The organism is Paeniglutamicibacter sulfureus (assembly GCF_039535115.1).
Classification (GTDB): domain Bacteria; phylum Actinomycetota; class Actinomycetes; order Actinomycetales; family Micrococcaceae; genus Paeniglutamicibacter; species Paeniglutamicibacter sulfureus.
The window spans coordinates 4,223,651-4,248,164 of record NZ_BAAAWO010000001.1 but is presented as its reverse complement, the minus strand read 5'-3'; the positions used below and the strand labels follow the sequence as shown (position 1 = coordinate 4,248,164).

Sequence of the window (24,514 nt, the reverse complement as noted above, 5' to 3'; positions counted from 1 at the left end):
AACCCATGCGTTCGATCCTACGTGTTGATCCTGTGTACCCACACACCTGTTGACCTGCAAGGATGGTTGGTGTGACCCGAGAAGCGCTGCCCCACGAATACGAACTGGCCAACGCCCTTTTCCCGGGCCCGGATTGGAAGGCAGCACGAGTCGATGAGGGCGGACAATTCCACCTCGTGCTGGTGGCCCGCGACCAGGCGGTCATGCGTATGAGTCGCACCGCCGGGGCCGCCGCGGACATGCAACGACGGATGGACCTGGTTCAGGCGCTGTCGGGCACGTTCAGTTTCCAGTTGCCGACCGCCTTGAGCCAGGTGTGGCACGGAAAGGATTTCTCCGCCGTCATCCAGCGCTACGTCCCGGGTGCCGCGTACCCGCCACACACGGGTGATGTCGTGCGCCTGCGCTCGGTTCTCGAGGAACTCGCTGCCGTCGATGTGCGCCCGTTGGCCAACCTGCTGGCACCGCCGTTTTCCTATCGGGGGCCATGGACCACACAGAAGATTGACGCTACCTTGAAGGCCTTGCCCCCGGACCTCGTCGATGCCGCGCGGCGGGTGCTGGACACCATCCCTGCCTTTGAAACGGTTCCGGCGTCCCTGGTGCACGGGGACCTCACCGGGCACAACATGCGCTGGCACGACGGCGAACTTCTCGGCGTCCTGGACTGGGACCTGGCCGCCGCCTGGGACCCTGCATTGAACGCCGCATATCTGGCCTCATGGCACGGCGCGGACGTCCTTGATGCCATTGCCCCGAACCAGGAAGAGGCATGGCGGGTCCGCATGTGGCTCGGAGCCATGGCTCTGGAGAGCGTCTTCGATGCGTCGCTGAATCCGAACCGGGACATCGGTGCGTTGATTGACAAGATCAGGCCGCGCCTCGTCGCAGCGGCAGCGGCAGCCGGCCACGGTTAGACGGCGTTCGGCCTCAGGTCACCGACATAGTCAGGGGCCATTCGCGGGAATGCCGCCCGATCAGGGATGCCGTCCGTGTGGGCGTGCGGCCACGGGAAACGGGTCAGGGATCTACTCGGCGGTAGGCCGTCGCCGCTGCCGTTTCGTTTCCGAGCGCTGGCCCTTCGCTGCCAGACGCCGCTGCTTCGAACCGCGGGTGGGCTTGGTCGCTCGTCGGCGGGCCGGTTCGGGGGCCAGGCCGGAGGCCACCAGTTCTGCGAGTTTGCGCAGGGCGGTATCACGATTGCGAAGCTGGGAGCGCTGCTCCGAGGCCGACACGGTGATCACCCCGTCAATGAGGCGACGCTCCAGGCGGGTGGCCAGCAACATCCGCTGGGTTTCGGTGAGCACCAACGAATCGGTGACGTTCCAGAAGAGTTCGACGCGGCTGTCGGAGGTGTTGACGTGTTGGCCGCCGGGCCCCGAGGAACGTGAGAACCGCCAGCCCAATTCCGCTGCGGGAATCGTGAGCGCGGGCGACACCAACAGATCCATGACTTAAGTGTTGCACGGTGTGACAACGGCCGATGCAACCAGCTCGGTGCCGCCCTCCGGTTTCCTGCCACCGTGTCGCGCGTCCGGACACGAAAAAGGAGGCCGGGCGCGAACCCAAGAATTCCTGGGTTCGCGCCCGGCCTCCCCGGCCTACGCGTTAGTTGGACAGTGCCGCGACGGCTGCGTCGTAGTTCGGCTCGGTGGTGATCTCGGGAACGACCTCGGTGTGCAGGACCGCGCCCTTCTCGTCCAGGACGACGATCGCGCGGGCCAGCAGACCCTGCATCGGGCCGTCGCCCAGGGTGAGGCCGAATTCGGCGCCGAAATCGGAGCGGAAGGTCGAGGTCGGAACAACGTTTTCGATGCCCTCGGCACCGCAGAAGCGGCCCAGCGCGAACGGCAGGTCGGCCGAGGCGCAAACCACGGCGGTGTTCTCGAGTCCTGCGGCCAGTTCGTTGAACTTGCGGACCGAGGAAGCGCAGACGCCGGTGTCGATGGACGGGAAGATGTTCAGCACGACGCGCTTGCCGCGCAGCTCGGAGCTCGTCACGTTGCCGAGGTCGGCACCGGTGAGCGTGAAGTCAGGAGCGGTTTCGCCAACGGCGGGCAGTTCGCCAACGGTCTGGACAGGGGTACCTTTGAGTGCAGTAATAGCCATGCTCCTTGTTTATCACGAAGGTGCCTCCCATCACGAAGCGTTTCGCTAGAGGCGTCCCGCCGCCAACGTTCCCGCACGGAACACCGGACCGGTGAGGTTCATGCCCGGGCGGTAGGCCAGGTGCGCCACCGAGGGCGCGTTGAGCAACTGGATGTCCGCCCGCTTGCCCACCTCGAGGGAGCCCACCAGGTCCTGTACGCCCAGGGCCAGTGCTCCCCCGTAGGTTGCTGCGACAATGGCCTCTTCGATGCCCAGGTGCATCTGCAATACCGCGGTGGCCACGCAAAACGCCATCGACGAGGTGTAGGAGGTCCCGGGGTTGCAGTTCGACGCCAGGGCGATCTGCACCCCGGCATCGAGCAGTTCGCGGCCCGGTGCCAGGGGCTGGCGGGTCGAGAGGTCGCAGGCCGGCAGGCAGGTCGCCACGGTTCCGGCCGTGCCGCTCCGGGAGCCGGCATCCCAATTTTTCCAGGATCCGGCGAGCGCCGTCACATCCGCTTCATCTAGGTAGTTCACGTGGTCCACGCTGGCGGCTCCGAACTCCACCGCCAGCTGCACCCCGGGGCCGGGGCCCAGCTGGTTGCCGTGGACGCGCAGCCCCAAGCCTGCATCCCGGGACGCTGTGAGGACCTGGCGTGACTGGGCCTCGCTGAAGGCCCCGCGCTCGCAAAAGACATCGGCGAACTGCACGTAGGGCCGCACCCGCTCCAGCATCTCGCCGCAGACCAGGTCCGTGTAGTCCTGCGCGTCCATGTCGGCAGGCACCAGATGGGCGCCCAGGAACGTCACCTGGTCCACCACGGTGGAGGCGATCCGGGCGTGCCGGGCCTCCTCCTCGACGCCGAGTCCGTAGCCGGTCTTGGTCTCCAGGTAGGTGGTGCCCCCGGCCAGCGCCTCTGCCGCCCGGCCCAGCAGCAGCCGGGTGAGGTCATAGTCGCTGGCGGCCCGGGTGGCGGCGGTGGTCACGGCGATGCCGCCGGCCGCGTAGTCCTGCCCGGCCATGCGGGCGACGAACTCCTGGCTGCGGTCCCCCGCGAAGACCAGGTGCGTGTGCGAGTCGACCCAGCCCGGCAACGCCGCCCGGTGGCCGGCGTCGATGGTTTCGTCGGCCTCGGGTGCTTCGGCGGCTTCCCCGATCCAGACGATCTTTTCACCGTCAATGAGGATTGCAGCGTCCTTGATGACGGTCTGGGTGGCGTCCGCGGTGAAGATCTCGGACAGGTTGGTGATCAGCGTGGTGCTCATGAAAACTCCGGGTAGGTCTCGAAGAAGGCGGCGTAGAGTTCGGCGGGGTCGCCGAGTCGGGTGTGGATGCCGTTGCCGGCGACCAGTTCCCCGTTGATGTGTACCTCGGCGACGTCGGCGGCCGTGGCGGTGAGCGGAAGCTGGCTGGTGCGCGATCCGGCGGTGCGGACCGAGTCGGTGGCCACGACCAGGTGGTCGTGGTTCTCCGGAAGGCCCAGCGAACGCAATCCTCCTTCCCGTGCGGCGGCGGCTATCTCCGCGGGAGAGAACCTCCCGCGCTCTCCGCTGCGCAGCCGCTCCCCGTGTTCGAGGGCGCGCTGTTCCAGGTAGGGATCGAGCACCGCGTGCTGGTCGCTGCCCAGGGCGATGTGGGCGCCCGCATCGGCGAGCTCGCGGGCCGGGCCGATGCCGTCTCCCAGATCCGCCTCCGTGGTGGGGCACATGACGATGTTTGCCATTCCCCAACCGAGCGCCTCGATGTCAGCCGCGCTCAGGTGGGTTGCGTGCACTGCGGAGAGCCGTGGCTTGATCAGCCCTGTTTTTTCAAGCAACCCGGTGGGGCTGAGCCCGTAGGCGGCCTGGCAGGCTTGGTTCTCCGCGGGTTGTTCGGACAGGTGGATGTGCAGTGGTTCTTCGCGGTCCAGATGGTGGCGAATGAACTCGAGGTCATCCGGTGCCACTGCCCGCACCGAGTGGATCGCCGCACCCAGGGTGAGCAGCCCGGCGCCCGCATCAAGGTCCTTCAATGCGGTGCCCAGGCGCCCGTGGCGTTCGAGCCACCCGGCGGCGGTCCCGTCACTGAAGCGCCGCTGGGTCTCATCGAGTTCCAGCACGGATCCGTCGGGCCCCAGGCCCCCTTGCAGGTAGCAGGTGTCGAGCAGCACCAGGCGGATGCCCGCGGCCAGGGCTGCCCTCCCCAGTGCGAGTTCCATGGCATGCGGCTCGGAATCCGGGCCGGACGCACCGTAGGGTGTCCCGTCGTTGCGATGGTGCAAGTAGTGGAATTCCCCCACGGCGCTGTACCCGGCGCATGCCATCTCCGCGAAGACGGCGGTGGCAAGCTGCTGGTAGGCGGCCGGGGTCAGCGAGTGCGCGGAGGCGTACATGTGCTCGCGCCAGGTCCAGAAGGTCCCCGCTCCCCCGTGTTCGCCCTCGTGCGTGCGGCCTCGCAGGATCCGGTGGAAGGCGTGGGAGTGCGCGTTCACCGGTGCCGGCACGCGCACGGTGTTCGATGGCAGGCTCACAGCAGGTCCTCCAGCACGTCGGCGAGCGCCGCGACGCCGGCAGCCGCGTCGTCGTGCTCCACGTATTCCTCCGGCGAGTGGCTGATGCCCGAGGGGTTGCGCACGTAGATCATTCCGGAGGGAACCTCGGCGGCGAGAACGCCGGCATCGTGTCCGGCCCCGGTGGGCAGCAGGGGCGCGTTGGGGATGAGCCGGTGCACGGATTTTTCCAGCGCACGGGTCAGCGCCGGGTCGAAGTTCACTGTCCCGGAGAGGGATTCCTCGGTGAGCGCCACCGAGCAGCCCTCGAAGGCGGCGATCTTCTGGGCCTGGCCGTGGATCTTTTCCACCAGCATCGCGGTGACCGCGTCATCGGGGTGGCGCACATCGAGCCAGAGGTCCACCCGCGAGGCAATCACGTTGGTGCCCCCGGGGACAGGTTCGAGCCGGCCCACGGTGGCCCGGGCATCGGCCTGGGCGCGCGCGAACTCGCGGACCTTCACCACCAGCTGCGCGGCGGCGACCATGGGGTCGGCGCGGTCCACCATCAGCGTGGTGCCGGCGTGGTTTCCCTGCCCGGAGAAGCTCAACCGCCAGCGCCCGTGCCCCAGGATGGAGCTGCCGATGGCCACCGCCGGTCCGCGCCCGGCGGCGTCGGTGTGTTCCTCGGTGTTCAGCCCGCGCCCCTGCTCCACGTGCAGCTCGATGAAGTCGCCGATGCTAGCCAGCGCCGCCTCGTCCCTGCCCATGCGTGCGGGGTCAAGGCCGTTGGAGGAGGCAACGTCGGCGAAGGTGTTCCCGTCGGCGTCGCGCAGGTTCAGCGCCTTGGAGGGGTCGATGGCCCCGGTGAGCAGCCTCGAGCCCAGGCAGGCCACGCCGAAGCGCGAGCCCTCCTCTTCCGGGAAGACGGTCAGGGCCAGGGCCCGGTTCCGCTGCAGCGAGCCATCCGACTCGCGCGCCGCCAGCACGTCGAAGGCGGCCAAGGCGCTGGCCACCCCAAGCGGGCCGTCAAACGCCCCGCCCCCGGGCACCGAGTCCAGGTGGGAGCCGGTGACCAGGGCGCCGCGGCGAGAGGCCTCGTCCTTGGGCGAGCCGGGCGTATCCCACCAGGCCCAGATGATGCCGTTGGCGTCGGTGGAAACCTCCAGGGACCGGGCTTGGGCCTCGGCCATGAACCATTCGCGCAGCGTGATCTCGGAGTCCGAATACACGGGGCGCGAGTAGCCCCCGCGGGTGTTGTCGCGACCGATGTCGTTGATGGCCGCCAGCAGCGAGTTGACGGTGTGGGTTTGCACGTTCATGATTCCTATCTGCCGACCATGAGGAAGGCAACGGGGCTGGCGATGAGCAGGGTCAGGGCGACGCGCTGGGCCCAGATGACGACCAGGTGCCAGACCTTCAGCGGGATCCGGGTGGCGAGGATGCACGGCACCACGGCCGAGAAGAAGATGATGGCAGAGACACACACTACCCCGATGACCAGGCGCAGGTGCTCGGATTCGTGGCCCGCCACCACGGTGGCCGGCAGGAACATCTCGGCGATGCCCACGGCGGAGGCCTTGGCTGCCAGCACCGGATCGGGCAGGCCCACGGCCCAGGTGATCGGCACGAAGATGTAGCCCAGCCAGTCGAAGATCGGGGTGAAGCGGGCCAGCAGCAACCCGATCAGCCCCACCGAGAGGATCGAGGGCAGGATCGCCATGGCCATGAGCAGCCCGTCGCGGAAGTTCACCCAGATGTTGCGCCCCAGCGAGGGAGCGTCAGCGAGCGTGCCCATGGCCTCGTTCCACGCGGTGGCCAGGCGGCGGGTGGTGACCTTCTCCTCCGGGGAGGCGACGGCCTGCGGGTAGTAGTCGTCCTTGATGCGGCTGAGCGGGGGAAGCCGCACGCAGATGGCGGTGACCAGGAAGGTGACGCCGAAGGAGAGGAAGAAGTAGGGCAGCCACAGGTGCATGATGTCCAGCGTCTTGGCCACGATCACCATGAAGGTGACCGAGACGGTGGAGAACCCGGTGGCAATGATGGCCGACTCCCGGGCGGTGTAGCGCCCGGACTGGTACATCCTGTCGGTGATCAGCAGGCCCAGTGAGTAGCTGCCCACGAAGGAGGCGACGGCGTCGACGGCCGAGCGGCCCGGGGTGCGCCAGATCGGGCGCATGACCCGCTGGACCAGCACGCCGACGAATTCCATCAGCCCGTAGCCCACCAGCAGCGCCAGGAAGATGGCCCCCACCGGAACGATCATGCCCACGGGGATCACGAGCTTGTCGAAGAGGAAGGGTCCCAGGTCCGGTTCAAAAAGCAGCGCCGGGCCGGCCTTGAACACCAGCATGGTGCCGACCACCAGGCCGATGATGTTCAGGAACGCGAACACCTTCTTGATGCCCGACTCGCGCCACCGCCCGGAGGCGAAGGGGTAGATCGTCCCGGCAAGGATGAGCGCCAGGGCCACGAAGCGCACCGCGTCGCCGAGGCCCGCGATGATCCAGCCGACCAGATGGTCCAGCGGGATCGTCTCCTTGCCGCCGATGGTGATCGGGATGAAGAACATGAACACGCCGATGAGGCTGTAGACGAAGAATCGCCACTTGCCCCGCGGCTGCGCGGAGGTGCGTTGGACATCGAGCTCGGTGTTGTTCGTTCCAGACATGGGAGTTGTCCTTTTTCGGGTGGGAGGGGGGAATTCTATTGGGCCATCGGGATGCGCACGCCGCGCTCCTGCGCGACCTCGATGGCGCGTTCGTAGCCGGCATCCACGTGGCGGATCACGCCCATGCCGGGGTCATTGGTCAGCAGCGCCTCCAGCTTGGCCGCGGCCAGCTCGGAGCCGTCGGCGAGCGAGACCTGTCCGGCGTGGATGGAGCGGCCGATGCCGACCCCGCCGCCGTGATGGATCGAGACCCAGGTGGCACCGGAGGACGTGGCGGTCAGGGCGTTGAGCAGCGGCCAGTCGGCGATGGCGTCCGAACCGTCCTTCATGGATTCGGTTTCGCGGTACGGGGATGCCACGGAACCGGAGTCGAGGTGGTCGCGGCCGATCACGATCGGCGCTGAGACCTTGCCCTCGGCGACCAGCCTGTTGAACAGCACCCCGGCCTTCGCGCGGTCGCCGTAGCCCAGCCAGCAGATGCGCGCCGGCAGGCCCTCGAATTCGACATGTTCCTGGGCCGCATTGAGCCAGCGGTGCAGGTGCTCGTTTTCCGGGAAGAGTTCCTTGAGCGCCTCGTCGGTGACGCGGATGTCCCCCGGATCCCCGGAGAGCGCCACCCAGCGGAACGGGCCAAGGCCCTCGCAGAAGAGCGGGCGGATATAGGCCGGGACGAAGCCCGGGAACTCGAATGCCCGGTCGTAGCCACCTTGGCGAGCCTCGTCGCGGATGGAATTGCCGTAGTCGAAGACCTCGGCTCCGAGGTCCTGGAAGCCGACCATCGCCTCCACGTGGCGGGCCATGGAGGCCTGGGCCTTCTTGGTGAAGCCCTCCGGATCGGCCGTGGCCTCGGCGTCCCACTGCTCCAGGGTGTATTCCACCGGCAGGTAGGACAGCGGGTCGTGGGCGCTGGTCTGGTCGGTGACGATGTCGAAGGAGACCTCGCCGGCCTGCTGGCGGCGCAGCAGCTCCGGGAAGACCTGCGCGGCGTTGCCGACGTAGCCCACCGAGAGGCCCCGGCCCTCGCTCTTCGCGGCGGTGACCTTGGCGATGGCCGCGTCCAGGTCCAGCTCGACGTCGTCAAGGTAGCGCTTGCCCAGGCGGCGGCGCAGGCGCTCCTCGGACACGTCGACGATCAGCACTGCTCCGCCGTTCAGCGTGACGGCCAGCGGCTGGGCCCCGCCCATGCCGCCGCAGCCGCCGGTCAACGTCAGGGTATTGGCCAGCGTGCCGCCGAAGCGCTTGGCACCGATGGCCGCAAAGGTCTCATAGGTTCCCTGCAGGATGCCCTGGGTGCCGATGTAGATCCAGGACCCTGCGGTCATCTGCCCGTACATCATCAGGCCCTCGGCCTCCAGCTTGCGGAACTCGGGCCAGGTGGCCCAGTCCCCCACCAGGTTGGAGTTGGCGATCAGCACCCGCGGCGCCCACTTGTTGGTGCGGAAGACCCCGACCGGCTTGCCGGACTGGATCAGCAGTGTTTCGTCCTCTTCCAGGTCCGTCAGCGTCTTGATGATCGCGTCGTAGGCTTCCCAGGAACGGGCGGCGCGTCCGGTGCCGCCGTAGACGACCAGGTCCTCGGGGCGCTCGGCGACCTCCGGGTCCAGGTTGTTCATCAGCATGCGCAGCGGGGCCTCGGTGGCCCAGGACTTGGCGGTCAGCGTGGTGCCGCGCGGGGCGCGAATCACGCGGGAGGGATCGTGTTGGGTGAAGGTCATGGAATGGTTCTCCTTGTCGGTGGTGCTAAATCTGGTGGTGCCCTGTGGGTTGTCGCGGGGTCGCTCGAGGGGCAGGGTGGGGTTGGTGCTCCGGCTAGCTGCCGACTGCGGTGCCCAGCAGCGCATGGGCCTCGGCGGCAACCAGCTGCCCGATGCGTTGAATCTCCTCCGGGTTCATCCGGTAGCTGGGTGCCACCACGGATATCGCGGCAACGGGTCCGCCGTCCAGGGCAGCTCCCGGTGCCCCGAGCTGCCGCAGCGGAGCGGCGATGGCCGTGACGTCTGCCTCGACTCCCTTGTCGGAAACCACGTACCCGGCATCCGGGGTGTTTCCGGCGAACACGACTCCCAGGCTTGAGCCGGCCAGCGGGACGCTGCGGCCCACCCAGGAAGCATGGCGCACCGAGTGGGTGCCCTCGGCGATGGCCAGGTAGACGGCGTGGTCGCTTCCCGTGCCCTGGTGTCCGCGCACCGAAAGGTAGGCGGATTCGCCGGTCGCGTCGACCAGTCGCTGCAGTGCCGGTGCTGCCAGGTGGATCAGCGATTCGTGGCTCAGCGCCTGGGCGCCAAGCTGCACGAGGCGAAGGCCGGGCCGGTATTCGCCGTCCGCGTCCTTGCGCACGAAACCGCTGTTCTCCAGGGTGCGCAGCAGGCGCAGGGCCGTGGAGGCCGAGAGTTCGGTGCCGCGGGAGACATCGGCCAGCGATACGGCCCCGGCATCGCAAACCGCCCCCAGAAGTTGCAGGGCTCGTTCCACTGTTCGGGTTGCCGGTTCTGCCACGGTTTTCCTCCATGTTGGTGATTCGGTGTGTGGAACCGCTCTCAGGAGGGTGCCGTTGGGCGCTCCCGGGCAAAATTCCCGTCCCCAGGGCTTGCCCCGGGACCACGTGATGCGTTTCACTTATTGAAACGCTAATTTCATCCCTTGGCAAGTGTTTGCGAGAGCCGGATCACACGGCATCTCAAAAGCCCCGCCTGTCAGAAGGAAAAATCCATGAATCCCAACGCCACCATTTCCACGGGCGCCGTCACCGTCTCCACCGGGGCATTGCTCCCGCACGATGTCGTCAAGGTCGCCCGCCATCTGGCCCCGGTCGAGCTTTCCTCCGAGTCGCTCGACGCCATGGCTGAATCCCGTACCGTCATCGACGCGCTGGTCACCGACACGGTCCCGCACTACGGCGTTTCCACCGGGTTCGGCGCACTGGCCACCAAGCAGATCCCGATCGAGCTGCGCGCCCAGCTGCAGCGCTCGCTCATCCGCTCGCACGCCGCCTCCTCCGGCGCGGAGGTGCCCCGCGAGGTCATCCGCGGGCTCATGCTCAACCGCCTCTCCACCATGGCCACCGGCCGCACCGGCGTGCGCCCGGTCGTCGCCCGGACCTACGCGGCGCTGTTGAACGCACAGATCACCCCGGTCATTGGCGAATACGGCTCGCTGGGCTGCTCCGGGGACCTGGCTCCGCTCTCGCACTGCGCCCTGGCCGTCATGGGCGAGGGCAAGGTCCGCAATGCCGCCGGCGAACTCGTCGATGCCTCCGCGGCCCTGGCAGCGGCCGGCATCGAGCCGGTCGTGCTGGCCGAGAAGGAAGGCCTGGCGCTGATCAACGGCACCGACGGCATGCTTGGCATGCTGCTCATGGCCGCCGCCGACCTGCGCGACCTGGTGACCATCGCGGACCTTTCCGCCGCCATGAGCGTCGAGGGCCTGTTGGGCACCGACGATGTCTTCGCCGCCGACCTGCATGCGCTGCGCCCGCACCCGGGACAGATCGACTCCGCCGCCAACATGCGCGCAGTGCTCGCCGGCTCCGCGCTGCTGGCCGAACAGAAGGCCGGGGCGCACAAGTTCACCCGCGTGCAGGACGCCTACTCGCTGCGCTGCGCCCCGCAGGTCCACGGCGCGGTGCGCGCCACCCTGGCCCACGCCGAATCCGTCGCGTCCATCGAGTTGGCTTCGGCCATCGACAACCCGGTGGTCACCATGGACGGCCGCGTCGAGTCCAACGGAAACTTCCACGGCGCACCGATGGGCTACGTGCTGGACTTCCTGGCCATCGCCGTTGCGGACCTGGCCTCGATCTCCGAGCGCCGCACCGACCGCTTCCTGGACACCGCCCGCAGCCACGGCCTGAACGCCTTCTTGGCCGACGACCCGGGGGTCGACTCCGGGCACATGATCGCCCAGTACACCGCGGCCGGCATCGTCTCCGAGCTCAAGCGCCTGGCCGTTCCCGCCTCGGTGGACTCCATCCCGTCCTCCGCCATGCAGGAGGACCATGTCTCCATGGGCTGGCACGCCGGGCTCAAGCTGCGCAAGGGCATCGACGGGCTCGCACGCGTGCTGGCCATCGAATTGCTCACCAGCTCCCGCGCCCTGGACATGCGTGACGGAGGCCTGGCCACCACCAAGTCCTCTCCCGTCATCACCGCGGTGCGCGAGGCGATCCGCACCAAGGTCGAGGGCCCGGGCACGGACCGCTTCATCTCCCCGGAAATCGAGTCCGTATTCCAGCTGATCACCGACGGCTCGTTGCTGGCCGCCGCGAACTCGGCCGCCGGCAGCCCACTGGTCTAGCTAGCTCCCCCGCCGCCGAACAAATGGATCATTTGATGGAAAAGGAACGGAACCGGGCATTGCTCCCCGGCAGCGTCGTGGCCTACTCCAGACTGCGTCCGGCGCCTTGGCGCAACGGCGGCGGGGTGACCCGACTGTCATTTTTCGAAGGCGACTGCGCTGGTGTCCGAAGTTCTCTGCACTGAGCTGGTGCGCCCGCCGAGGGAACCTGTACCGGGACGGTTCCCCCGGCGTGGGTAGTGATTACTTCTCAGGGCTGCCTAACATCGATCTCTCCACGACCAATTGTTGAGGATACCCCCCGCATGGCGGTGTCGGCGATCAACTGTGGTGCGGCGCTATGGTTGAGTCGCGTTGCGTTCAAGATGCAAACGGAGACTTTCGGCTTTTTCTTCGAGACCGTCGCGCCACGTTCCAAGCCAATGACTGACCTGCATGTGAAGTATTGCGTGGCAGCCAGACTCCCCGATATCAAGCAGCTCGGCGAGGCGAGTTAGCGCCGTTGATTCGTCCGGTGCCTCATCAATGATTTGGAATACCTCTTCTCGACGTTCCAAGGCTTCTCGGATGGCGTTGAGGAGGTCCAGCTGTTCATGGGCTTGCCCGTTGTCATTCATGGGCTGAGTCTTCCAGATTTCATGGCAAGTGATTGCCGCCTGGGCTCCGCCTAAGCCGTCCCATCTGAGGAACGCTGAGCGGGTCAGTGGATAATGTGCACAGGCAGACTCCTCGGCGGCAGAATCAGCCATCCAGGGCTTGTGCGGCACCGGCCTTCAGGAGTCCCATGTCCGTATCGGTGGCCACCCAGTCGTAGCCGAGTGCTTCGAAGGCGCTGGCCCTGACTGACGAGCCGGCGAAAGCCCCAACTTCAATATGGCGGTCATGGCACGCTTTTGCGATGTATCCAAGGGGGGACTCCTTGGCGGCGAGCAACGAATCGACGTCTGTTTCGAGGCTCATTGCCAAGTCGACGGGGCCCACGAATATGGAGTTGATGCCCGGGGTGCCAAGGATTGCGTCCAGGTTTTCCAGTCCTTCGGCGGATTCAATCATCGCCGACAGGTGAATTCGAGAGTTCGCTTCCTGCGGGTTAAGCACGGGTGCCCCGAACAGCGCACTCATCGGTCCCCAGCTTCTCCCGCCCTGTGGAGCGTACCTTGCCGCGTGGGCCACCCCTTGGGCTTCTTCAGCCGTATTGACCATGGGAACCATGATGTGGGTGGCACCTGCATCGAGGGCGAACCCAATATCTGCGTAGCTTCCGCTTCGCAGCCGCACGGCGATGTTGCCACGTGGCGCGGCAGCAAGAGCGGAAACTATTTGGGGTTCACTCCACAGGCCATGCTGCATGTCCAACCCGTGCCAACCGAAACCCATCTTTGAGGTTGTTGCCAGAATTGCCGGTGAGTCAAGAAAATGCCACAGTCCACGGCCTGCATACCTTGCCAAGTTGTCCTCCTAGAATCCTGCCTGCGAACAGCAGGCAGTCCATGGAAAATTTACAGCTTTTCCGTGCGCAAGACGATTCAGTATGGGTTGTGACCTTCATCCTTTCGGCATTTATACTGTTCATTTTCAAGCTCGCCGGTTTTGGTTTCCGGTCCACGGCGCCAGCAACCCGGATTCCAATAACCCTCATGGATTCGGCGAATCCGGTTTCACGCCGGGGCAGGCCAAGCCAGATAATGGTGTCCATGCTGTCTTCTTCTCTCCTTGGCTTCGCAGGGGTCGCGCTTGTCGTGGTGTTGGCCCCGGGCCCAGACACCTTCCTGGCCCTGCGCTATGCCCTGAATCGCCCCCGCAATGGAATCGCCGCCGCGCTGGGCATGATGACATCCATCATGGGTTGGGCGGCCCTGGCCGGTCTGGGTGTTGCGGCGCTGCTGCAGACCTACCCGGCCATCCACCAGGGAATCGCCCTCGTCGGCGGCGCATACCTGCTCTACCTCGGGATAGGTTCGCTGATCAAGGCCCAGTTCCTGGCCCGCGCGGCGGCAGCCACCGCCCGCACCACCACCCGGTCGGCCACCGCCTCCGCTACCGAATACACCTTCTTCCAGTCGGTTCGGGCGGGGATGATTTCCGCGGCCTTGAACCCGAAGCTGGGATTGCTTTTCCTTGCGCTGATGCCGCAGTTCATTCCCGTCGGATCCAACATGCTGGGTTCGGCGATGCTCCTCGGCGGGATATTCGCACTCATGGGATTTGCCTACCTGTCGTTGCTGACCGCCATCGCGGCCCGGGCCATGGCCTGGTTCAAGAGCCCCACCGTGGGCATCTGGCTGGAAGGCGTTTCATCTGCGGCGTTGGCCATCATGGGCGCGGTGGTGTTCATCGGGGCATTCCGCTAGTTCCCACTAGACTTCATGTCATGACGACGACGAACCGGTCCTTGGCAACCGGCACAATTCTGCATTTGGCCGACTCCACCAAGCGGAAATGGGCCCAGGGGGAAGTCCGGGAAATCGCCGCCGGAAAACTGGGACCCGACTCGAACCTGTTGCCGGCAGAGGGCAAGGAATGGGATTGGCGCCTGAGTGTGGCTTCCATCGAGGCCGCCGGGGACTTCACCCCCTATGGGGGATTCGACCGGACGCTGACGGTCATTGCCGGTGAACTGCTCGAACTGACCATCGACGGCACAGCGCATGCGATGGAGGCCCTTCGCCCCTTGAAGTTCGCCGGCGGCAGCACCGCGGCCGCGGCACTGCCCACGGGAGACGTTCTGGCACTGAACCTGATCACGCGCACCGGTGCGGTGCGCGGCAACGTGCGCATCGTGGAGCTGTCGAAGAAGCGCGAACAGCATCTCTTCGGTGCCCAGTTCGGCGTTCTGTTGCAGGGAAAGGCAACCGTGCTGCGCGGGGAATCGGAGGATCCGCTCGAGCTGCGCGACACCGTGATCGGCGGGGAGGAGGGCTCCCCGCGCATCAGCGGTCGGGGCTTCATGGCCGTGGTGTCCCTCGACCTGCCGTGATGACACGGACCGAGGGCCGTTGAAGCCCTCGGCTAGGTGTTCAGGCCGGGCTTGACCGGAACGAATCCGACGGCGTTCTTGCGGTGGATGGCCTTCGGCGAGCGCTTGAAGCCCTTGGCATCCATCTTGTTCTGCAACCGGAATTCGGCCAGGGCCGCGTCATAGATCTCGTTCATCCGGCGCCCGCTGACCTCTTCCTGCGTCCCGTCAGCGAAGGTGACGCAGATCGTGAGGCTCTCCGGATAGTGCCGGCTCATCCGGACGTTTCCGTCCGAATCCTGCTTGAGATTGATCATTTGCTGCCTTCTTTCGTGAATGGATTCCCCCAGTCTCCACCAGGCACACCCACTTTGGGCACTCGCCACCGCCTGCGGCAGCAATTTTCTCGCCAAGTTCCCGCAAATTCCTGCGATTTAGGAGCGTGGCGCTTGGGCAATGAAGAGCGCCCCAAGGACCGGATCCACGTCCAGGAAGCGAATGCCCTCCAGGCCCATGGCCGAGAGTGCCGTGCGAATGCGTTGCTGGTAAACCGGCTGGTGCATCCCCAGTCCACCGCCGATGATCACCGGGCCCCGGATCCCGAGGACGGTCGAGACATCCCCGAGGTTCCCGGCCACGTAGGCGACAGCATCGTCGATGATCCGGGCGGCGGCAGGGTCCCCCGACTCGAGCGCCCTGAAGACCACGTCGGACTGCTGAGCCCAATAGCGCCTGTCGGTATCTCCGTGGAACAGCCCAATGAGCTCGTCGGGCGATGCCACACCGTTGGCCTGGAGCACGAGCCGGGCCAACATGCCTGGCTGCTGGTTCCGGTTGAACTCTCGAAGGGTGTGCCGCACCGCTTCGCGGCCCATCCAATAACCACTTGCCTCATCCCCCAGCAGATAGCCCCACCCGCCGGCGCGCGCTTCCCGGGCCTCGGCGTTGATCCCCCAGAATGCCGAGCCCGTGCCCAGGATGACTGCCATGCCAGTGGCCGTCTCGCCGGCTGCAAGAATGAGCCGTGAATCGTGCACCACCTGGATGGCGGCCCCTGGCGCATGCACCTCGATCATCGCCCTCAGCCGCCGTGCATCCTTGGCGGTGTCTACGCCTCCGGCCCCGGCCACGACTCGGTCGATGCGCCCCGACCCAAGCTCCTCAAATATCCGCCCAATGTTCCTGGTGGCCACTTCCACGCTGACGTTCTGGACATTGCCGCTGCCTGCCATAGCCTCGGCGACGATGTGTCCATTGAACCAACGCACGCCATGGGTCTTGGTGCCCCCGATGTCCAAGCCCACCAATGCCAGATTCTCGGCGTTCGCGGGTGTCATGTTTTCCTTCCGACTGGCACGGTTCCGCCCGGGTTGCGGTTGCTCGTCCTGCCTTCATTACATCACCGACCAGCAAGCCGCAGTCGAGTTGACCCATGAGTCGGAGCCTTCGGTCGATGGCCAGGCTTTAGCCCACGGCATCAAGGATTGGCTACTCCTTGGCAATCGAGTCGCAGGTCCCCAGACGGCCAAGCCGATAGACTGGCTGCTTCATTGCCAATAGAGGGCGGGCATTTGCCCCATGGACTACAACGACTACGACTACGACCTCATCGGCTTCTGGGTGCTGACGTCCGCTGCAGCACTGGTGTCGATCACAGTTGGCAGCCTCGTGCACATGCGCGGAGGCAGCAGGGCTCCGGGACTGTACCTGGTGCTGGGAGTCGCTGCCTCGATCGTTTACGGGATCTTCGCCGGGATCGTTGTCGGCGCGATCTTCGAGCCGCCGTATGTCCCGGGACTCTCAGAGGGCCGTGGGCTGGATTTGCGTGGGATCGGCTTGATAATCGGTTCCTGGGTTGGCGGCGCGCTCGGAGTGCTGGCGACCGTCCTAATGTGGACAATTTCGACTTTCATTCGCTGGCGTCTGAAGCGGAGAACCACGGAGCCCGTGGTTGGTCCGGATCGGCAGGTCCTTCCGGATTAGTGCCCCGCCCGCATCAAAATCGACGCCCGCCTCGTGCGAGTTCCGCGATCTTGCAGCCGACTGCGCGGCCATGGGATACCGTTTTTACGGTCTCTCCAACCGGGATTCCGACTACCAGCCCGAGGCCGTCGAGCGTTTGCACTTGACCTACCCGCTACTATCGGATCCCGGCTTTTCCGCGGCCACCGAACTGGTGCGCAGCACCCTGATCGTGGTTGCGGGAAATATCGCCCATGCCAATCTTGGCATCACCGACACGGACGCCCAACCGCGTCGTCTTCTCGCGCAACTTCGGGATCCCTAGCCGACTAAAGTTTCATATCACCGCTGACGCCCGATCTTTGCTCTTTGCGCGTGTTTTCAGGATGCCTGCAACATTCGCTCGATCGAGGCCGGATGATGCATGACCCGTTCGGCCAATGGCGCTTGGCACCGTCGTTCCAAGCGGTGGATTGAGGGACTCCCGCCGAGCCGCGGTGCCCGAGAACCGGGTGAACTTCTATCGATGCCTGATCGACTGTTGTCGCGCTGGAGGGGGTTGAACCACCCGTCTGAAATATCGATCGATTTGCCTCTGGTTCCCTGCGCATTCGGGCCATCACCGGAAGGCCAAGTGACTTCAAATCATACGTCATAGGTAACATTCGGAAATCTTTCAGCCGCCACTAAAACCTCAATCAACGGCCCCTATTGCATGCCTTGGATTCCATTCAAATATCTCGGTGAAGCCGAAAATGCGCCAAAAAATAAACTCATCGGTAACCTACATCACAGCATGTCGATTCAGGATCCGGAAATCCCAATCCCTTACGCGGGGTTTCATTATTTTCTGTTTCGTTCTGCCCCCCGGGAACGACCCGGAAACCGCTCCTCTACGGCGGATTCATGGCGATGCCCCCGGCCCGGCGTGCCTTTCAACACCTGCCGTTTAGGCAGTGTTCACTTCTCCCAACTACGTTTACTGGACTAGCAGATGGAAATGAAGAATCCCCATGGGTCGGTCTACCGCGCCTGCGGTTGTCCGACCATGGGGAGGCGGCGAACACTCATGTTGCAGGGACCCAGTGCACACCGTGTTCACACGAAATGCGCGGCCCCGACGGCCAGAGTCAACTACCTCCCCAGGATTCGGCTATCTCCCCGATGAAAGGAGTTGGACAATGACCGCACACGCGAACAAGACCGGTAAGAAGATCGGCCAGCCGAGTCAGCTCAACAAAGTGGTGGCCAAACCGACGACAGACAAAAAATCGGTTGATGAAAAGGCTGCACCCGTGAAGAACGCTGCACCCGCAAAAACCACAGCGAGCTCAAATTCGTCGACTGCAACCGCTGCGAAAACCGCCTCTCGACAGCCTGCCGCTTCAAAGTCCGTACCGGTAAAGACCACGGCTGCTCCGTCTGCTCGAGAGACCGCCGTGATCCCGGCCAAGATTGCGAGTGAAAAGCCCTCAGCCGCAGCTTCCAAAACCACTCCGACGACTGACGCGTCGCCGGCGGCAAAGCCTGCAACCGCGGTGAAGACCCCCGCAACCAAGTCCGCAGCAGCGGCAAAGGCCTCGGTGTCAAAGCCCGCCACCGCCGCAAAATCCACGTCTGCCACTCCGGCCCAGACCGCCGCCGCAAAATCCACGTCTGCCACTCCGGCCCAGGCCACCGCAGCCAAGTCGGCCGCGAAGAAGCCCGAGACAGCTGCTACCCGGAGCGTTGCGCCCGCGGCAGCCACATCTTCCGCCGCTGCCACCTCGATCGCGGCAAAGCCGGCCACCGCCACCCAGACCACTGCCGCGAAGACGAATGACGCCGCGCCCAAGTCCCTCGGAACGGCGACGACACCGTCCCCGATCGCCAAGTCCTCCGCCGCCACCTCCAAGACCGCCCCTGCAGCAGTCAAGGCCGGCGTCGAGGCGAAGTCCACGGCCACGAAGCCAGCGGCTGCCGTTGCCACGGCAAGCCCTTCTGTTGCCCCGGTTGCGCCCCCGAAGTCCGCCGCACCCAAGACCACCGCCGATCCAAAGCCCGTCAAGTCCTCTGACAAGCCAGCAGCCGTGACCGCTCCGTCCACCCAGCCGGCCGACACGAAGTCATCCGCCAACACAACGGGCACCACCGAAGCCAAGCTGGCAACCAAGGCTGAGCCCGCCGTTGCAACCTCGATTGCAGCCGCCAAGACCCCCGTCACGGACAAGCCTGACTCCAAGGCCACAGCCTCGACCGTTGCGACTCCGGCAGCCGACCCGATGCCGCGCGCCACCCCGTCCGGCCCCGAGGCACCCGAGGCAACCGTCGGAACCGACGCCGCCTTCGCCTCCACCGTGCCGGCCGAGACGGTCCTGCACACGGTGCGCAACATCTCCGAGGTCCGCCACTTCTTCCGCACCAACGACGTGCCGATCTTCTTCATCGGCGCCACCCCTTTCAACCTGCTGGGCCTTGACCGCTGGGTGCGTAACTTCACCTACATCAGCTACTACGATGCCTGGGACGGCGCCCACCCGCGGATCTTCACCCCCGTGCACAAGCCGTACCGCGAATTCGGCTCCGGCGAGGAGATCAACAACTGGCTGTTGCTCAACGCCGAGGTCCGCGCCCGCATGACCAAGGACCTGCGTCCCGGCACGCGGCCCAAGGTCGCCATGGTCTTCTTCGACGAGGAAACCGAGCAGATCTGCGACGAGTTGGGCTACGACCTGATCCTGCCGTCGGCCGAGCTGCGCTCCCGCTTGGATTCCAAGATCGTGACCACCGAGTTGGGCAACGAGGCAGGGGTCGCTTCGGTCCCGAACGTCCTGACCACGGGTTCGGACTGGAAGGCCCTGCGCAAGGCCGCCGACGAGGCCGGACTCGGGGACGAATTGGTCGTCCAGACTCCATACGGCGACTCGGGCAAGACCACCTTCTTCATCAACAACGAGGCTGACTGGAACAAGCACAGCGCCGAGATCGTCGACGAGGAAATCAAGATCATGCGCCGGATCAACAACCTGCCGGTAGCTGTCGAGGCAGTGCTCACGCGCTCGGGCACCCTGGTCGGGCCGTTCCTCACCGAACTGGCCGGCCACAACGACCTGACCCCGTACAAGGGCGGCTGGTGCGGCAACGAAATGCACCCGGACGTGCTCTCCGACAACCAGCGGGCGCAGGCCACCGACCTGGTCAAGCGCATGGGCGACAGGCTTTCCAAAGAAGGCTACCGCGGCTTCTTCGAGGTCGACGTGCTCGTGGACACCGACACCGACAAGGTCTACCTGGGCGAATTGAACCCGCGTATTTCCGGGGCATCGGCCATCACCAACGTGACCGCCGGCGCTTACGCGGACGTCCCATTGTTCCTATTCCACCTGCTCGAATACATGGACGTGGAATTCGACCTGGACATCGACGAGATCAACGCGCGCTGGGAAGCACTCTCGGGTGCCGACGTGTGGAGCCAGATGATCATCAAGGAGACTTCCGAGACGGTCGAGCTGCTCACCGCCACCCCGGCAACGGGCCAGTACTACCTTGACGCCAACGGCGCGCTGGTCTTCAGCCGCCCCGCCATGGACTGGCACATGCTGCAAAACGAGTCCGAGGCATTCTTCCTGCGCATCTACGGTCCCGGCGACTACCGCTGGAAGGGTGCCGACCTGGGCATCCTGGTCACCAAGGGACGACTTCAGCTTGAGCGCAACGGCTCGCCCAAGCTGACCATCCGGGCCAAGCACTTCATCGACTCCATCAGGGCAGGCTTTGCCGGCATACCGGTGGGTGGGGAATCGGCAGTGGATGCGACGGCCGGCATCGGAGTCAAAACACAGTGGTAGCTCGGCAATAGAACCAGGGCGCAAGCCCTGGCCGTTACCAAAAGCTGCACCGATGCAGCAATGACAACGCCGCATTATGCGGCAACAGAACGCTGCAATGGTGCAGCCATGGAAGGAACCAGCGTTGGACGGCACGAACCTTGATCACCACCCATCCAGGGTGGACATGCAAAATTGGCAACTGCCGCAAAACCTGCGCTGGTCCTTCCAGCACATGGCCGAGTTCCTGCCCACCGCGGTGATCTCGCGGGGGCTGGAACCGGCCTCCAAACTGCCGGCCGCCCACCGCGACCTGGACTCGATCATGCTGGCCCCGGCCGGTCCCGAGGAAGCGCCGATGAGCGTGGGCTCGGTCATGGGCATGAGCGACACCGACGGGTGGATGCTTCTGCACCGCGGCTCGGTGCTTACCGAACAGTACTTCGGGGAGATGACCGCCGACACCGAGCACCTGCTGATGTCGGTGAGCAAGTCGCTGGTCGGCGCCGTCGCCGGGGCGCTGTATGACGCGGGGATGCTGGATCCCGAGGCGCTGTTGACCGACTATGTGCCCACCCTGGCCGATTCCGGCTACGCAGGGGCCACGGTCCGCCAACTGCTGGACATGCGCTCGGGCATCGAGTTCTCCGAGGACTACCTGGATGCCGACGCCGAGGTGCGGAAGCTGGAGGAGGCGATCGGCTGGGCTCCCCCGGCGGTTCCCGGTCCCACCGGCATGTACCCGTACCTGTCGACTCTTCGACAGAAGACCGCGCACGGCGGGGTCTTCGAATACCGATCCTGCGAAACCGACATGCTCGGCTGGATCTGCGAGGCGGTCTCCGGATCGACCATGCCCACGCTGATGTCCCACCTCTTGTGGGGCAAGATCGGCGCCGAGGCGGACGCCGTGATCGGGATCGACCAGTACGGCACCGGCATGTTCGACGGCGGGATCAACGCCACGCTGCGCGACATGGCACGCTTCGGCTCGCTCTTCCTGAACGACGGGCACTCGGTGGGCGGAAAGCGCGTGCTGTCGGCCGACTGGATCGCGCAGACACTGGCCGGGGCACCAGACTCCCGCGAGGCCTTTGCCAACAGCCCCGGCGACAACCGGATGCCCGGAGGCATGTACCGGAACCAGATGTGGTTCCCCTACGAGGGCAACGATGTGTTGCTCTGCCTGGGCATCCACGGGCAAATGGTCTACATCAACCGCCCCGCCCAAGTGGTGGGTGTGAAGCTTTCCAGCTGGCCGCTGCCGCAGGACGCCTCCAAGCTCTTCCCCACGCTGCGCGCCTTTGACGCGATTGCCGCGGAGCTGGGCTCCCAGCCGCCGGTGCCGCTCCAGGAATTCCTTCCCCTGTTCATCCGGCCGGCACGCACCCACCCCGTGGCCGAGGACGCCTAATTTCCCCCCCTGATTTGTGACGCCCCGCAAGGGCAGTTGCCCCCTATGAATGGACCAGAAGTGAAAGCGGTACTGTCGAAGGTCGACACCGAACAATACGCGACACCTTCCAACGTGTGGAGACTTCGCACCGACGCCTGGGAATATCTGGGCTATGCGGCCAAGCAGCTTCCGGGCATGGCCGATGCCGCCAACGGCGCACGCACCGTGGAGAAGGGCCTGAAAGAGGAAGTCGGCCGACAGTTGCGCTTCCTCGAGGCCGTGGAGACCTACTGGGCAGTGCCCGGCAAGGCGCACGTGCTCGAGCTTCGCACCCGCCTGCGGGAAGGCGACTACGCTGCGGCGCTGACGATGATCGAGACCGTGACGCGCGGGTTCGCGCGCTTCCGCCACGAGCTCGACGACAAGCTCGTCGAGCCGGACCCCCACGCCGAGGCGCTCGACGCGGCGGGCTTGGCCATCGCCGACCGCCGCCCGCGCTTCGAGGTGCTGGTCGTCGACGACGTATCGGCGACTGTGCGTGAGGAGTTCATCGCCGAGATGACCGGCCAGCGCCGGGAAACCGACGCCTTCATCTACCAGGTCAACGTGGTGCCTTCGCTGGAGGACGCGCTGATCGCGGTGCTGCTGAACCCCACCATCCAGGCCTGCATCGTGCGCCCGGGCTTCACCGTGCCTGCCCGGCAGCGGCCCAGCGACGACCTGCGCCGCTACCTGGACGGCGTCGTCGATCCCGGCGTAGCCTCCCAGACCCCCAGACAGCGCATCCTGACCATGGCCGACAAGCTCAAGAAGCTGCGCCCGGAACTGGACTTGTACCTGGTGGCCGACGTGTCCATCGAGGACCTCGCCGGTGCGGCGAACCGGCGCTTCGCCCGGCTCTTCCGCCGCGAGGAGTCCATGGAACTGCACCTCTCTCTGCTGGCCGGGGTCGCGGCGCGCTACCAGACCCCGTTCTTTGACGCCGTGCAGCAGCACAGCCGCAAGCCGGCCGCGGTCTTCCACGCGCTGCCCATTTCCCGCGGCGGCTCGGTGGTGAACTCCCGTTGGATCAAGGACATGGGAGAGTTCTACGGGATGAACCTGCTCCACGCCGAGACCTCGGCGACCTCCGGCGGGCTGGACTCGCTGCTTGATCCGCGCAGCACCATCCGCGACGCCCAGGTGCTGGCGGCCCGCGCCTTCGGCGCGCGGCGCTCCTACTTCGTCACCAACGGGACCTCCACGGCCAACAAGATCGTGCACCAGTCGATCCTGGCCCCGGGCGACGTGGTTATTGCCGACCGCAACTGCCACAAGTCCCACCACTATGCGCTGATGCTCGCCGGGGCGCAGGTCGCCTACGTGGACGCCTACCCGCTGAACGAGTACTCGTTCTACGGCGCCGTGCCGCTGAAGGCACTCAAGGGCATGCTGCTTGACTACCGCCGCGCCGGCCGCCTTGACGAGGTCAAGATGATCACGCTGACCAACTGCACCTTCGACGGGATCGTCTATGACGTCGAACGCGTCATGGCCGAATGCCTGGCCATCAAGCCGGACCTGGTCTTCCTCTGGGACGAGGCGTGGTTCGCCTTCGCCGGGTTCCACCCGATCTACCGCCGGCGCACCGCCATGGCTGCGGCGGCCGCGCTTGAGGAAAGCTTCAGGGACCCGGAGTACGCGGCGCGCGCCGACGCCCAGCGGGCCTCGCTCTTCGACCCGGTGACCGGGGAACCGGCCGACGACGAGGTGTGGCTGGCCACGCGGCTGCTGCCGGATCCGCGCATCGCCAGGTTGCGCGTGTACGCGACGCAGTCAACGCACAAGACGCTGACCGCGCTGCGACAGGGGTCGATGATCCATGTCTACGACCAGGACTTCAGCCACCTTAACGAGGTGACCTTCAAGGCCGCGTACATGACCCACACCTCCACCTCGCCGAACTACCAGATCCTGGCCTCGCTGGACATCGGACGGCGCCAGGCGGTGCTGGAAGGCTACGAGCTGGTCCAGCGCCAGGCCTACCTGGCGCAGTCGGTGGCCCAGGCGGTGGCGCGCCACCCCTTGCTGAAGAAGTACTTCCGCGTGCTGAGCACCTGCGACCTCATCCCGGCCGAGTACCGCCAGACCGACCGGCCGATGCCGCTGCGCGACGGGATCGCGGCGATGGACGAGGCCTGGCGCACCGACGAGTTCGTCATGGACCCCAGCAGGCTGACCCTGCACATCGGGAACACCGGAGTGGACGGGGACACGTTCAAGCACCAGTACCTGATGGACCTGCACGGGATCCAGGTCAACAAGACCTCCCGGAACACGGTGCTCTTCATGACCAACATCGGCACCTCGCGCAGCGCCGTCGCCTACCTCATCGACGTGCTGGTCAAGCTCGCGGAGCACTTCGACGCCGAGCGCGAGGACATGTCGCCCGCCGCGCTGGGGGCCCGCAAGGCCCGCGTCGCCGAGCTGGTTTCCTCCCCGCCGCCGCTGCCGGACTTCAGCCGCTTTGCCCAGCGCTTCCGCAGCGGGGAAGACACCGTCGACGGGGATTTGCGCACCGCGTACTTCACCACCTACAAGACCGAGAAATGCGGTTATTTGATGCCGCGGGAGCTAGCGGACCGGGTGCGCGCCGGGGAGGAGATCGTCTCCGCCGGTTTCGTTACCCCCTACCCGCCGGGGTTTCCGATCCTGGTGCCCGGACAGGTCGTCACCGAGGAGATCCTCTCCTTCATGGAGGCCCTGGACACTCGCGAGATCCACGGATTCGACGCGGCCCTGGGCTACCGGATCATCAACGAGGAACCGGACCCCGCCCTCGGGGTCTAGCGCAGATTGCCGGTCACCGGCCGGATGGCCGGTGACCTTTCGCGC

The 24,514-nt window shown here is 65.8% G+C and carries 23 protein-coding genes; 9 read left to right on the top strand and 14 right to left on the bottom strand.

Annotated features, from left to right (window positions below; translation table 11 throughout):
• Positions 1-71: 71 nt before the first annotated feature.
• Positions 72-917, top strand: a complete 846-nt coding sequence (locus tag ABD687_RS19220; RefSeq protein WP_310288840.1) for a phosphotransferase family protein — start codon at positions 72-74, stop codon at positions 915-917.
• A 111-nt stretch (positions 918-1,028) separates the two neighbouring features.
• Here the strand turns inward: ABD687_RS19220 and arfB are convergent, their stop codons facing one another.
• The 8 genes from arfB to ABD687_RS19180 all read right to left on the bottom strand — a co-directional run bounded on the left by arfB (position 1,029) and on the right by ABD687_RS19180 (position 9,723).
• The gene (gene arfB / locus ABD687_RS19215; protein ID WP_264268140.1) at positions 1,029-1,451 is read right to left on the bottom strand and encodes an alternative ribosome rescue aminoacyl-tRNA hydrolase ArfB; all 423 of its coding nucleotides are present in this window, start codon (positions 1,449-1,451) and stop codon (positions 1,029-1,031) included.
• Positions 1,452-1,608: 157 nt separating this feature from the next.
• Entirely contained in the window at positions 1,609-2,109 is a 501-nt protein-coding gene (tpx, locus tag ABD687_RS19210; RefSeq protein ID WP_264268141.1) for a thiol peroxidase, read from the bottom strand.
• A gap of 45 nt (positions 2,110-2,154) precedes the next feature.
• A complete protein-coding gene (hutI, locus tag ABD687_RS19205; protein ID WP_310288843.1) occupies positions 2,155-3,354 on the bottom strand; it encodes an imidazolonepropionase in 1,200 nt (399 codons plus the stop codon).
• The gene (locus tag ABD687_RS19200) at positions 3,351-4,598 is read right to left on the bottom strand and encodes a formimidoylglutamate deiminase (protein WP_310288845.1); all 1,248 of its coding nucleotides are present in this window, start codon (positions 4,596-4,598) and stop codon (positions 3,351-3,353) included. The genes hutI and ABD687_RS19200 overlap by 4 nt, the downstream gene beginning before the upstream one ends.
• Positions 4,595-5,878 carry an allantoate amidohydrolase gene (locus tag ABD687_RS19195; protein WP_310288849.1) on the bottom strand — a complete coding sequence of 428 codons (1,284 nt, stop codon included), beginning with the start codon at positions 5,876-5,878 and terminating at the stop codon, positions 4,595-4,597. Before ABD687_RS19195 ends, ABD687_RS19200 begins: the two co-directional genes overlap by 4 nt.
• Positions 5,879-5,883: 5 nt before the next feature.
• Positions 5,884-7,227, bottom strand: a complete 1,344-nt coding sequence (locus ABD687_RS19190) for a YjiH family protein (protein ID WP_264268145.1) — start codon at positions 7,225-7,227, stop codon at positions 5,884-5,886.
• A gap of 35 nt (positions 7,228-7,262) precedes the next feature.
• Positions 7,263-8,942: a urocanate hydratase gene (hutU, locus tag ABD687_RS19185; protein ID WP_310288852.1), complete on the bottom strand. Its 1,680-nt coding sequence runs from the start codon at positions 8,940-8,942 to the stop codon at positions 7,263-7,265.
• A gap of 94 nt (positions 8,943-9,036) precedes the next feature.
• Positions 9,037-9,723 (bottom strand): IclR family transcriptional regulator, encoded by a 687-nt coding sequence (locus ABD687_RS19180; protein WP_310288854.1) that lies wholly within the window; start codon positions 9,721-9,723, stop codon positions 9,037-9,039.
• A gap of 213 nt (positions 9,724-9,936) precedes the next feature.
• Between ABD687_RS19180 and hutH the strand changes: the two genes are divergently transcribed.
• Positions 9,937-11,520 (top strand): histidine ammonia-lyase, encoded by a 1,584-nt coding sequence (hutH, locus tag ABD687_RS19175; RefSeq protein ID WP_264268148.1) that lies wholly within the window; start codon positions 9,937-9,939, stop codon positions 11,518-11,520.
• 338 nt (positions 11,521-11,858) lie between these two features.
• On the opposite strand, the gene ABD687_RS19170 is transcribed toward hutH, so the two are convergent.
• The 3 genes from ABD687_RS19170 to ABD687_RS19160 form a co-directional block, all read right to left on the bottom strand.
• The gene (locus tag ABD687_RS19170; protein WP_264268149.1) at positions 11,859-12,137 is read right to left on the bottom strand and encodes a hypothetical protein; all 279 of its coding nucleotides are present in this window, start codon (positions 12,135-12,137) and stop codon (positions 11,859-11,861) included.
• 124 nt (positions 12,138-12,261) lie between these two features.
• Positions 12,262-12,897 (bottom strand): HpcH/HpaI aldolase family protein, encoded by a 636-nt coding sequence (locus tag ABD687_RS19165; protein WP_310293376.1) that lies wholly within the window; start codon positions 12,895-12,897, stop codon positions 12,262-12,264.
• A 31-nt stretch (positions 12,898-12,928) separates the two neighbouring features.
• The gene (locus ABD687_RS19160; protein ID WP_264268151.1) at positions 12,929-13,216 is read right to left on the bottom strand and encodes a hypothetical protein; all 288 of its coding nucleotides are present in this window, start codon (positions 13,214-13,216) and stop codon (positions 12,929-12,931) included.
• Between ABD687_RS19160 and ABD687_RS19155 the strand changes: the two genes are divergently transcribed.
• Together ABD687_RS19155 and ABD687_RS19150 are read left to right on the top strand one after the other, a co-directional pair.
• Positions 13,215-13,871: a LysE family translocator gene (locus ABD687_RS19155; protein ID WP_264268152.1), complete on the top strand. Its 657-nt coding sequence runs from the start codon at positions 13,215-13,217 to the stop codon at positions 13,869-13,871. The genes ABD687_RS19160 and ABD687_RS19155 overlap by 2 nt on opposite strands.
• Before the next feature lie 20 nt (positions 13,872-13,891).
• Complete coding sequence (locus ABD687_RS19150) at positions 13,892-14,497, top strand: HutD/Ves family protein (protein WP_264268153.1); 606 nt, start codon at positions 13,892-13,894, stop codon at positions 14,495-14,497.
• A gap of 32 nt (positions 14,498-14,529) precedes the next feature.
• Here ABD687_RS19150 and ABD687_RS19145 read toward each other — a convergent pair whose 3' ends face one another.
• Both ABD687_RS19145 and ABD687_RS19140 read right to left on the bottom strand, forming a co-directional pair.
• Positions 14,530-14,793, bottom strand: coding sequence for a hypothetical protein (locus ABD687_RS19145; protein WP_264268154.1), 264 nt, complete (start codon positions 14,791-14,793; stop codon positions 14,530-14,532).
• Positions 14,794-14,910: 117 nt separating this feature from the next.
• A complete protein-coding gene (locus tag ABD687_RS19140; protein WP_310288860.1) occupies positions 14,911-15,813 on the bottom strand; it encodes an N-acetylglucosamine kinase in 903 nt (300 codons plus the stop codon).
• 241 nt (positions 15,814-16,054) lie between these two features.
• Between ABD687_RS19140 and ABD687_RS19135 the strand changes: the two genes are divergently transcribed.
• Together ABD687_RS19135 and ABD687_RS19130 are read left to right on the top strand one after the other, a co-directional pair.
• Positions 16,055-16,459 carry a hypothetical protein gene (locus ABD687_RS19135; RefSeq protein ID WP_264268156.1) on the top strand — a complete coding sequence of 135 codons (405 nt, stop codon included), beginning with the start codon at positions 16,055-16,057 and terminating at the stop codon, positions 16,457-16,459.
• A 70-nt stretch (positions 16,460-16,529) separates the two neighbouring features.
• A complete protein-coding gene (locus tag ABD687_RS19130; RefSeq protein ID WP_310288864.1) occupies positions 16,530-16,763 on the top strand; it encodes a peroxiredoxin family protein in 234 nt (77 codons plus the stop codon).
• 903 nt (positions 16,764-17,666) lie between these two features.
• On the opposite strand, the gene ABD687_RS19125 is transcribed toward ABD687_RS19130, so the two are convergent.
• Positions 17,667-18,053: a hypothetical protein gene (locus ABD687_RS19125; RefSeq protein ID WP_264268158.1), complete on the bottom strand. Its 387-nt coding sequence runs from the start codon at positions 18,051-18,053 to the stop codon at positions 17,667-17,669.
• Between ABD687_RS19125 and ABD687_RS19120 the strand changes: the two genes are divergently transcribed.
• From ABD687_RS19120 to ABD687_RS19110, 3 genes are all read left to right on the top strand, one after another.
• On the top strand, positions 18,022-20,265 hold the full coding sequence (locus ABD687_RS19120; protein WP_310288867.1) for a biotin carboxylase: 2,244 nt from the start codon (positions 18,022-18,024) through the stop codon (positions 20,263-20,265). The genes ABD687_RS19125 and ABD687_RS19120 overlap by 32 nt on opposite strands.
• Positions 20,266-20,431: 166 nt before the next feature.
• Positions 20,432-21,658: a serine hydrolase domain-containing protein gene (locus ABD687_RS19115; RefSeq protein WP_302262718.1), complete on the top strand. Its 1,227-nt coding sequence runs from the start codon at positions 20,432-20,434 to the stop codon at positions 21,656-21,658.
• A gap of 45 nt (positions 21,659-21,703) precedes the next feature.
• Positions 21,704-24,469 carry an aminotransferase class I/II-fold pyridoxal phosphate-dependent enzyme gene (locus tag ABD687_RS19110; protein WP_302262719.1) on the top strand — a complete coding sequence of 922 codons (2,766 nt, stop codon included), beginning with the start codon at positions 21,704-21,706 and terminating at the stop codon, positions 24,467-24,469.
• Positions 24,470-24,514: the final 45 nt, after the last annotated feature.